This is a genomic window from Snodgrassella sp. W8158, from assembly GCF_016100435.1.
GTDB lineage: Bacteria > Pseudomonadota > Gammaproteobacteria > Burkholderiales > Neisseriaceae > Snodgrassella > Snodgrassella alvi.
Genome location: NZ_JACFSM010000004.1, coordinates 72691 through 83459 on the forward strand (window position 1 = coordinate 72691; position 10769 = coordinate 83459).

Below are 10769 nucleotides of genomic sequence, written 5' to 3' on the forward strand. Positions count from 1 at the left end.
TTATTTAATTGTTAATATCGTACTACTTCCGGCATTTATTCCATATATCAATATATTACACAATTATACGCAGTAGCGCAGTATCTTTGTTAACAGCCTAAACGATTAAGCAGCGATGATAAGAATTCTGGCTATGCGCTTTACTCACAGTACAGGCAAAGCAGCAGAATAAAACGCCATTGCCCCGGTATGGCGGCAATGGCGTTGCAACAAAGGCAGCGTGAATACAACGCTGCGTGCCGCTTACGGCTACAGCAGCCAGCTTTGCAGTACTTTTTTAATCAATTCCATCTTTTGCGGCGATATCGCCTGCATCTGCGCCGGAATATTACCGCTTTGCAGCTGCTGCAACAGGCTGGCGATTTCCGGCTGGCTGCGGCTGGCAATATTTTCCGGCAGATACTGGTTGATTTCCAGATCGCCGAGACCAAGCCGGCTGAGCGCGGATTTACTCATCTGCTCTACTGCCTGATCATAAATATCGCCGCCGCTGTTGTTGTAAAAAGCCTGCGCAAGCGTCTGCGGATCCTGTGCACCGCTCTCCAGCAAGGCTGTACTGTTCTGCGCGCTGATGCGGCTGTTTTGCTGGTACTGGCTGATTTGCTGGCGCAGATGGTCGGCCAGACTGTCTTTGCTGATGTCTTCCAGACCGGGCGGCTGCATCAGGCTTGCCTGCGGCAGCGCCGCTGCCGGATCGGAATAAACGGTCATCCCCTGCTTAAGGGCTTCCTGCAACTGCTGCTTATCCAGTGTGCCGGCTTTAGCCTGCTGCACCGCATTTTCCAGCTGTTTCTGATTTTCGGTAACCTTATCCAGCATTTGTTTCACCTGCTCAGCCTGCTGCTTCAGCTGGGCATTGGACTCTTTCATCTGATCCAGTGCTTTTTGCTGCTCGGTAAGCAGTTCGCGGATTTCATTCAGATTCTTGATGGTTTCATCACTGCTCTGAATAACCTGGCCGAGGGCTTTATCGAGAAATTCCTTATCTGTCCACGGCTGCTGTTTGTCATATTGGGCTTTAATCTGCTGGGTGGCGGTTTGCAAATCCTTGGTGAACTTGCGCAGATTTTTCAGGTTGTCGGCAGTCGGCAGAATTTTACCGGTATCCGGATCAATGGCCAGTGCCTGATAGTCCTGAGTGAGCAGCCCCCATGCGGCCCTGTCTGCATCGGTAACAAACAGCTCGGGATTATTCAGACCAATCAGAATATAGGCCGGATTGCCGTATTTCACGCTCATATAGGCGCTGCGGGCAATCCCCGCTATCCCGACCACGCGATTAGCCAGCAGCACCGGCGACAGCGGTTTATTTGAAAAGCCGTCGCTGAACACCAGACGGTGGGAAAAATAACTGGTAAACGGTTCGCGGCTTTTCAGCAGCGAATCATGCATAAACCAGGCGCGCGAATCATGAATCTGGTCGTCGAAAATCCGCACCATCTGCGGATAATTGGCCGAATATTTTTCTGCATGGGTTTTCAGCCGCTTGTGAATGACAATTTTCTCGCGCAAATCTGCCTGTTGCAGCCGCTGCCAGATATCCTTGACCGCATTTGTCGCCAGATCACGACCGTGCAGATTATTCTGATAGCGCTGGCGCAGGACATTAAGCATGGTACCGGTAACCAGTGCGCCTTTATCGGCATTCTGGAACATCTCGCTGATTTGCTTCGCCGAATATTCCCATGGCTTTTTGCCTTTGTTTGCGTCTGCCGGGGCTTTGCCATCGGCAGGAGCTTTGCCGTCTGCCGGGGCAGTGCCGCCGGCTGGTGTGCTGCTCCCCGGCGGCGTGTCTGAGGCGACAATATTTTTCGCCATTGGCGGCAGAGGAATGGTACCGGTATTACCCGATGCCGGCGTTTTAAGATCAGCAACTTTCGCACCGAAATACAGCTCGTCGCCGTTATCATGGATGTCTTTGTATTCTGCCGCCTCGTCGTCGTTATTCAGCATATACATACTGCCGGCAAACATTGTATTAAGCAGGAAGCCGGCGGAGAGCATATTTTCCAGATTGAATTCATGCAGATAATCGGCCTTGAAATCCTTGGCACCTTCAATCAGATCCCAGCCGTCATTACCGGCTACATAATTTTTATTGATAATGCCGTCGAGAAATTCCTGCCGCTGCTCTTTCGGAATATCCCCCAGACCGGCCTGCTCCCACATTTCATCATTATCGGCAACCGGCTTATCGGGAAAATTGCCTTTACCGGCTTCATTGGATTCTTTACGCCCCTTGTCAATAATTTCAGTACGGCCTTTTTTGGTGTCTTTGTCTTCCTTTTCTCCGACGCTGCCGCCAGGCGTAAGCTGTAAGCCGAGGAAACGCGCATAACCGGCAATACCCGAGCGCACCCAGCGCAGAATGCGATAGGCGGTGAAATGGTGAATCTGCTTTTGCAGTGCGGTGCTGATATTCGAGGTTTCCAGCGTTTTCAGCCAGGCATTAAAGCGCTCTACCATTTCTGTTTTAGTTGCAAATTCATTCTCAGTTTTATCATCCATATATTCATAGTTTTTCAACTGAAAGCGCGGATGTTTCTGCATATCTTTCTTTAAGGCTGGATGATCTCGTAATACTTGCAAAGGCATGCCATGTTCCCAGCAGCGCGCATACATATCATGCAGGGTAATCTGTGCCAGCACATGCCCCATACCATAATTACTCTTAAACTGCTCGCCGGGCGGATAGCCACCACCGATATCGGAATGCACACCGGGGTAGATATATTCCTTGAAATTGCCTTTCGGATAGCCGCCGTCAACACAGATACTGTCGACTGAGAAGCTCTTGCGCTGCTCATGCGCGGAAACAAAGTGATAGCAGTTTTTGATAAAGCCGGCGCTGCCGGCGCGCTGCAGCGACATGGTGCGGTGCGCCCATGAACAGTGGCCGGTTACCATAGCCACCAGCGGCGACATACCGACAGTAGCTACGGTATCAAACAAGCCGCACATCTCAACATAAATCGGGATACCGAGCAGTTTCAGCTCAATACCTTCATAAGGTTTTTCTTTTTCTTTATCATCAGTCTTAGCCGGTTTTTTGCCTTTGGAAGCATCGGCAGTCATGCTGGCAGCCTGCGCCTGCACCCGCTGCATGGCAGCTTTGTCGGCGCTGCTGTTTACCGGTCCGCAGGCCTGCCGGGCTTTATCCTTGTTCTGTGCATCGGGCTGGTCTTTATCTTTACCCTGTGCATCGGCCGGGGTTTTATCCTTGTCCTGCCCGGCTGACTTGTCTTTATTTTTCGCCTCGGCTTCCTGTTTGGCTTTAGCCGCTGCCTCTGCCGCAGCGCGGTCGTTCTTACGCTGTTTGGTGCGCTCTTCTGCCTGCTGCGCCACCAGCTTCTCCAGCTGCTCGCGCGCCGCAGCATTTTCGTCACGGTCGAGCAGGTAGTCAAGCAGCCAGTTCAGAAAGGTGCGTGCTTCAGCGGCACCGCGGGAAAAACCGACCACATACAGCTTAATTGCCTTCGGCAATGGTTTGGAATCCGGGCGCTGCAAGGTATTCAGAAAGCTGTCGAGCTGGCTTTTGCGCCCGGCACGCGAATCCATGCCCTTTACCATTTTCTGCGCCATTTCCAGCGGTAAATCTTTTTCATTAAATATTTTACTGATACCCAAACAATCGCAGATACGGGTTAAACCCCAGTTAATCCGTGCCTGGCCGAATTTCGCCAGCGCCTCACCAAGTATCACCGGATTATCGTCGCCGATTTCTTCAAAGCGGGTGCCGACGCCCTGAATATAATAACGAAACCAGCCGTTTTTAATCATTTCCTCATCGCGGTTATTATCGCCGGGGCGCCCACCGGCCCCCATACAGGCATGAAACAGGCGCGCGACATTGGAAGTACGCGGAAAAGTATATGGTTTAATCAGCTTTGCCTGCTGAGCCGCTGCATCTTTAAGCGGATCGAGCTGCTCTGCAGTTGGCGGCGTAGCGCCGGACACTGCACTATCGGCTTTTTCGTGGTTATCGGTGCCATCAAAAAAGAAGCTGATTTTAAGCACTTTCTGGCACGGCTTGGCTTTAGTGCGGTCGACAAAATTATTGTCTTTGCGGTTTTCCTGAATGCTGCTGATGGAAGCCGGCAAACGACCTGCCGGAGTAGTAGGAAACTCATCCGGCTTAAGCACCCCCGGCCACTGAAATTCAATCGGCTTAATCGTCGGCAAATACGGCTCAAGCATATCGCCGATCTTTTTTTCGATACTCGGTGGTTTGTCCAGAGCGGGTGCTCCCGGCACGGTTGATGGCAGGTTTTTGCCGTCGGTCTTGTTACCATCCGGTGTTTTAGCATCAGGCTTTTTACCGTCCGGTGTTGTACTCGCCGGCGTTTTACCGCCCGGTTTTTGACCTTGCTGCGAAGCTGCCGGCTTATTTGGCTGTTTTTTCCCGGCCTCCGGTTTTTTCTGCTCGGCAGGAGGCAGACGGTTGGCTGCGGCAGCAGCGTCACCATCCTGATAAATACCGTAATCATTCTGCTCTGTCGAGTGGCCGGCAGTGATATCCGTTATACTGATTTCTTTATTGTGCGGGTTATTCGGCGTTGGCAGCGGCGCTTTGCCGCCACCCGGCTTGCCCGCTCCTGCGCCAGCAGCCGGTTTATCTCCTGCACCCGGTTTACCACCTGCGGCACCGCCACCGGCAGGTTTTCCGCCTGCACCCGGTTTACCGCCACCGCTCCCTCCCGGCTGCGCAGCACCGGCTGGTGCATCCGGCTGTTTTTTATTATCGTCGTTACTCGCCATAACTGGTTTCCTCTTTAACTTAGAAATACAAATAAGCTGAGTGCCGGTGGCCGGTAGTGCTCCATATTGTCTGGCAGGCTGATTCTGTTTGCCCGGATGCCGACGCTGCTCCCTTGTCTGTTTTGTGCATTTATTCAGATATAATCATTATTTGCATGCCCGATACACAATTTTTTGTAACTACTTATTTTAACATATATAATACAGTTTATATAGATTTGTTTACATAATTATAAATAAAAATACACGATAAAAAAAAACGCAGCCATACCGGCAAGCTGCGGTATGGCTGCGAAAAATTAAATGATATTTTATTTACTCGGCGTAGGAATTTTGCCCTGCTGCTCCAGCTCCTTAATATATTCGGGCAGGATTACCTGCTGGATATTGTCACGTTCTTTTTTAATTGCATCCAGCTTAGCTTTATTGCGCCGGTAATCTGCCATGGATTTAATTGATGGACGCGGCGTACACAGCTTCTGGCTTTTGGCAAAAAGCTTATAATGCATTGGCGTATTTCTGCCTTCCTCGATTGTACCGTAAGTAATATACAATTGATTACAAGCCAGAAAATGCACTGTAATATTTGCCACCTTGCCAAAATCATCACCGGCAGACGGTGGCGGGGGTGGTAATGGGATTACTGCTGAATAGTGCTCATCATACTGATCAATGATATTTGCTTCTTTACGATCTATTACTACTCCAGGTACATTTAATCCACGCGCACGCCAACCGGGGTAAGGGAAAACTCTCCAGTTAATACGCGCCGTCATACCCGGTTTCCATTTCGCTGGTAGATAAGCTGCGCCACACGTAGAACCACCTCCATAGCGTTTTTTACCCACCTCATAATCGTCAACACCATTGGTATTGGGAATACAGCCACCATTGATTGAACCACCACCTACATTTTCATAGACGTATACAAGCGCCTCCACTGGTGCGGCATAGGATTTGTTTTTGCCGGAAGTAACGCCAACAAAAGGTTCAAAACCGCCGCCGCAGGAGGTGATGGCGCTAGCCGACAGCAGCAATAAACTTAGCCGGATAAGGCGGCTAGCAGTAAATATTTTTCTTCCAGACATTTAATGCTCACTCTTCTATTCTTGTTTTAAAAAACACTACAGATAATATTCACAGCCCGTTATGTGTCGTCTATTTACCTGTAACCGGCAACTTGCCCTGTTGCTCCAGTTCCTTTATATATTCCGGCAGGATTACCTGCTTAATATTTGCCCGCTCCTGCTTGATTGCATCCAGCTTGGCTTTATTGCGACGGTAGTCCGCCATGGATTTGATTGATGGGCGCGGGGTACACAGCTTCTGGCTTTTCTTAAATAGTTCAAACTGTTTCTTTACTGCCTCACGGGTATCATCGTCTGTAGTACCGTAATCAATATATAACTGATTACAAGCCAGAAAATGGACAGTGATATTACTTACTTTGCCAAAATCATCACCGGCAGATGGTGGTGGAGGGGGTAATGGTATTACTGCTGAATGATTTTCATCATACTGAGCTATAATAGCTTCTTCATTCTTATCAACATTTACACCGGGTAAATTTAGAGCTCTGGGATTCCAAGCAGGATAAGGTAAAACCCGCCAGTAAATACGTGCTGTCATGCCCGGTTTCCATTTCGCCGGCAAATAGGCAGCTCCACAAGTAGCACCACCACCGTAACGTTTTTTGCCCACCTCATAATCATCTACACCATTAGTCCCGGGAATGCAGCCACCATTGATTGAGCCACCGGAAATATTTTCATAGACGTATACAAGTGCCTCAACTGGTGCAGCGTAGGCTTTATTTTTGCCGGAAGTAACGCCGACAAATGGTTCAAAACCGCCGCCACAGGAGGTAATAGCGGTAGCCGACAGCAGTAATAAACTTAGCCGGATAAAACGGTTTACGGTGAATATTTTTTTACCAGACATTTAATGCTCACTCTTCTATTCTTGTTTTAAAAAACACTACAGATAATATTCACAGCCCGTTATGTGTCGTCTATTTACCTGTAACCGGCAACTTGCCCTGTTGCTCCAGTTCCTTTATATATTCCGGCAAGATTACCTGCTTAATATTTGCCCGTTCCTGCTTAATTGCATCCATCTTGGCTTTATTACGCCGGTAATCTGCCATGGATTTGATTGACGGGCGCGGTGTACATAGTTTCTGGCTTTTCGCGAATAGTTCAAACTGTTTTTTTACTACTTCCGGTGCATTTTCCTGTCGGGTACCGTAATCAATAAAAATCTGATTACAGGCCAGAAAATGCACTGTGATATTTCTTACCTTGCCAAAATCATCACCAGCAAATGCTGGCGGTGGTGGTAATGGGATTACTGCTGAATAGTTTTCATAATATTGCCTCATTATACTTTTTTGACTTTCATCAAAATTAACTCCCGGCATATCTAACATACGTGCTTTCCAGCCTGGGTAAGGTAAAACCTCCCAGTTGATACGTGCTGTCATGCCCGGTTTCCATTTCGCCGGCAGATAGGCAGCTCCACAAGTAGATCCTCCACCAAAGCGTTTTTTACCAACTTCATAATCGTCGACACCATTAGTCCCGGGAATACAGCCACCATTGATTGAGCCGCCGGAAATATTTTCATAGACGTATACAAGTGCCTCAACTGGTGCAGCGTAGGCTTTATTTTTACCGGAGGTAACACCGACAAAAGGTTCAAAACCGCCGCCGCAGGAGGTGATGGCGGTAGCCGACAGCAGCAATAAACTTAGCCGGATAAGGCGGCTAGCAGTAAATATTTTTCTTCCAGACATTTAATGCTCACTCTTCTATTCTTGTTTTAAAAAACACTACAGATAATATTCACAGCCCGTTATGTGTCGTCTATTTACCTGTAACCGGCAACTTGCCCTGTTGCTCCAGTTCCTTTATATATTCCGGCAGGATTACCTGCTTAATATTTGCCCGCTCCTGTTTGATTGCATCCATTTTTGCTTTATTACGCCGGTAATCTGCCATGGATTTAATTGATGGGCGCGGTGTGCATAGTTTCTCACTTTTCGCAAAAAGCTGGTAATGCATCGGGGTATTTCTGCCTTCTTCTACTGTACCGTAAGTAATATACAATTGATTACAGGCCAGAAAATGCACTGTGATATTCCTTACTTTGCCAAAATCATCACCGGCTGATGGCGGTGGAGGCGGTAAAGGAATTACCGCTGAATGATTTTCATCATATTGATCAATAATAGCTGATTCTTTTTCATCAAAATTCACACCGGGCAAATTTAACATTTTTGGATGCCATTTAGGATATGGTAGCACTCGCCAGTGAATTCGCGCAGTCATACCCGGCTTCCATTTCGCCGGCAGATAGGCAGCTCCACAAGTAGATCCTCCACCAAAGCGTTTTTTACCCACCTCATAATCATCTACACCATTAGTCCCGGGAATACAACCACCATTAATCGAACCACCGGACATATTTTCATAGTTATACTCCAGTGCCTCGACCGGCGCGGCATAGGATTTGTTTTTGCCGGAAGTAACGCCAACAAAAGGTTCAAAGCCTCCGCCGCAGGAGGTAATGGCAGTAGCCGACAGCAGCAATAAACTCAACCGGATAAGACGGCTTGCCGTAAATATTTTTCTTCCGGACATTTGATTCTCACTATTCTTAAATTAATACGGTATTTTTATGCAAAATTCGGTGTTAACTTTGTATTAGCAGCCGTGTCTGATTTGCCTGCTTTATGCCGGTTTTAATTGATGGTATCGCTTCCAGCTTTTATTACATATCAATATTTTACACAATTACAGCTACCGGCACAGAATATTGTTTACATTAATATGCTGAATATAATTAATTTTCCGGACTAAGACATTTTTATGTATATGCTAAGTTTTTTACAGCATAATATTGCGATATTCTGGTTTTTATTTAGTTTTATGGCTATTCGGAATTAATTCTGTTGTGGTGAAAGTGCCGGTTGCAGAGCCGGCAGCGGCTGTCACTGTTGCCGTTGCCAAATCAACCGGCGCACTAAGCAGCAAAAACCGCCAGTCTATTTACCAGTAACCGGCAGCTTGCCCTGCTGCTCCAGTTCCTTTATATATTCGGGCAGGATTACCTGCTTAATATTTGCCCGCTCCTGCTTGATTGCATCCAGCTTGGCTTTATTGCGCCGGTAATCTGCCATAGATTTAATTGATGGGCGCGGTGTGCATAGTTTCTGGCTTTTCCTAAATAGTTCAAACTGTTTCTTTACTGCTTCACGGGTATCATCATTTGTGGTGCCATAATCAATATATAACTGATTACAAGCCAGAAAATGCACGGTGATATTACTTACCTTGCCAAAATCATCACCCATAGATGATGGCGGAGGTGGTAATGGGATTACTGCTGAATAGTTTTCAGCATACTGATCAATAATAGCAAACTCTTTCTCATCAAAATTCACACCGGGTAAATTTAACATTCTTGGATGCCAAGCAGGATAAGGTAAAACCCGCCAGTTAATACGCGCCATCATGCCCGGCTTCCATTTCGCCGGCAGATAGGCTGCTCCACAAGTAGATCCTCCACCAAAGCGTTTTTTACCAACTTCATAATCGTCGACACCATTAGTATTCGGAATGCAGCCACCATTGATTGAGCCGCCGGAAATATTTTCATAGACGTATACAAGTGCCTCAACTGGTGCAGCGTAGGCTTTATTTTTGCCGGAAGTAACACCGACAAACGGTTCGAAGCCGCCGCCGCAGGAGGTAATGGCGGTAGCCGACAGCAGTAATACACTTAGCTGAATAAGGCGGTTTACGGTGAATATTTTTTTACCAGACATTTGATTCTCACTCTTTTTGGGTTAAACGCTGTGATTACTGCATTGTGTATTTAATAATTGATTTGGTAGCTGCATCTCTGATTTCCGCTTTATTCCGGTTTTTGTTATCGTCCTGTTGCCGGTACTGCTTACATCTGTCAGTTTTTATGCAATGATATTACCAATATCTGGCGCAGAAACGAAAGTTTTTTATTAGTCGAACCGATATTTGTACTGCGGATAATAAAACGCCACTGTACCCGTATGGGAACAATGGCGTTATTTTCAGAAGATTCCGGCTATGGCTAAATCAGCCGGCTTTTTTGCAAAGAGAACAGTTCAGGCTCGCCGGCGCAAGCTTACTTGCACCGGTAAGTTGTCAGCCGGCGACCACAGCAAGCCTGCAAAACTTATTTACTGCTAACCGGCAGCTTGCCCTGCTGCTCCAGTTCCTTTATATATTCGGGCAGAATCACCTGCTTAATATTAGCCCGTTCCTGCTTAATTGCATCCATTTTGGCTTTGTTACGCCGGTAATCTGCCATGGTTTTTACTATAGGGCGCGGCGTGCATAGCTTCTCACTTTTCGCAAACAGTGCGAACTGTTTCTTGACTGCTTCGCGTGTATCATCATCCGTGGTGCCATAATCAATATATAACTGATTACAAGCCAGAAAATGAACAGTAATATTACTTACTTTACCAAAATTATCTCCGGCAGATGGTGGCGGGGGTGGTAATGGGATTACTGCTGAATAGTTCTCAGCATACTGATCCATAATATCTGATTCTTTACGATCTATAACTAAGCCCGGTTTATTCAATATTTTTGGTCGCCAATCTGGATAAGGCAAAACTCGCCAGTTAATACGAGCTGTCATACCTGGCTTCCATTTCGCCGACAAATAGGCTGCGCCACATGTAGAACCACCGCCGTAGCGTTTTTTACCAACCTCATAATCATCTACGCCCGGTGTTTTGGGAATACAACCACCATTAATTGAACCACCAGACAGATCTTCATAATTGTATTCAAGAGCCTCTACCGGTGCAGCATAAGCTTTGTTTTTACCGGAGGTAACGCCGACAAAAGGTTCAAACCCGCCGCCACAGGAGGTAATGGCGCTAGCCGACAGCAGCAATAAACTTAGCCGGATAAAACGGTTTAGGGTGAATATTTTTTTAGCAGGCATTTGATTCTCAC

At 47.2% G+C, this 10769-nt stretch carries 7 protein-coding genes; all 7 read right to left on the reverse strand.

The features are described 5' to 3' along the window. Window positions 1–249: 249 nt before the first annotated feature. Entirely contained in the window at window positions 250–4758 is a 4509-nt protein-coding gene (locus tag H3V11_RS09510) for a phospholipase effector Tle1 domain-containing protein (protein WP_198224648.1), read from the reverse strand. A 311-nt stretch (window positions 4759–5069) separates the two neighbouring features. Continuing rightward, window positions 5070–5846 carry a DUF3304 domain-containing protein gene (locus H3V11_RS09515; protein ID WP_198224650.1) on the reverse strand — a complete coding sequence of 259 codons (777 nt, stop codon included), beginning with the start codon at window positions 5844–5846 and terminating at the stop codon, window positions 5070–5072. 70 nt (window positions 5847–5916) lie between these two features. Then, window positions 5917–6699: a DUF3304 domain-containing protein gene (locus H3V11_RS09520; RefSeq protein WP_198224652.1), complete on the reverse strand. Its 783-nt coding sequence runs from the start codon at window positions 6697–6699 to the stop codon at window positions 5917–5919. Between the two features lie 70 nt (window positions 6700–6769). Further along, complete coding sequence (locus H3V11_RS09525; protein ID WP_198224654.1) at window positions 6770–7552, reverse strand: DUF3304 domain-containing protein; 783 nt, start codon at window positions 7550–7552, stop codon at window positions 6770–6772. A 70-nt stretch (window positions 7553–7622) separates the two neighbouring features. Further along, window positions 7623–8399, reverse strand: coding sequence for a DUF3304 domain-containing protein (locus tag H3V11_RS09530; protein WP_198224656.1), 777 nt, complete (start codon window positions 8397–8399; stop codon window positions 7623–7625). A 404-nt stretch (window positions 8400–8803) separates the two neighbouring features. Then, complete coding sequence (locus H3V11_RS09535) at window positions 8804–9586, reverse strand: DUF3304 domain-containing protein (RefSeq protein ID WP_198224658.1); 783 nt, start codon at window positions 9584–9586, stop codon at window positions 8804–8806. A gap of 389 nt (window positions 9587–9975) precedes the next feature. Then, window positions 9976–10758: a DUF3304 domain-containing protein gene (locus tag H3V11_RS09540; protein ID WP_198224660.1), complete on the reverse strand. Its 783-nt coding sequence runs from the start codon at window positions 10756–10758 to the stop codon at window positions 9976–9978. Window positions 10759–10769: the final 11 nt, after the last annotated feature.

Bases quoted from the DNA above. Each gene is read 5' to 3' on its own strand.
- H3V11_RS09540 (WP_198224660.1), bottom strand. From the start codon at position 10,758: ATGCCTGCTAAAAAAATATTCACCCTAAACCGTTTTATCCGGCTAAGT.
- H3V11_RS09520 (WP_198224652.1), bottom strand. From the start codon at position 6,699: ATGTCTGGTAAAAAAATATTCACCGTAAACCGTTTTATCCGGCTAAGT.
- H3V11_RS09515 (WP_198224650.1), bottom strand. From the start codon at position 5,846: ATGTCTGGAAGAAAAATATTTACTGCTAGCCGCCTTATCCGGCTAAGT.
- H3V11_RS09510 (WP_198224648.1), bottom strand. From the start codon at position 4,758: ATGGCGAGTAACGACGATAATAAAAAACAGCCGGATGCACCAGCCGGT.
- H3V11_RS09535 (WP_198224658.1), bottom strand. From the start codon at position 9,586: ATGTCTGGTAAAAAAATATTCACCGTAAACCGCCTTATTCAGCTAAGT.
- H3V11_RS09525 (WP_198224654.1), bottom strand. From the start codon at position 7,552: ATGTCTGGAAGAAAAATATTTACTGCTAGCCGCCTTATCCGGCTAAGT.
- H3V11_RS09530 (WP_198224656.1), bottom strand. From the start codon at position 8,399: ATGTCCGGAAGAAAAATATTTACGGCAAGCCGTCTTATCCGGTTGAGT.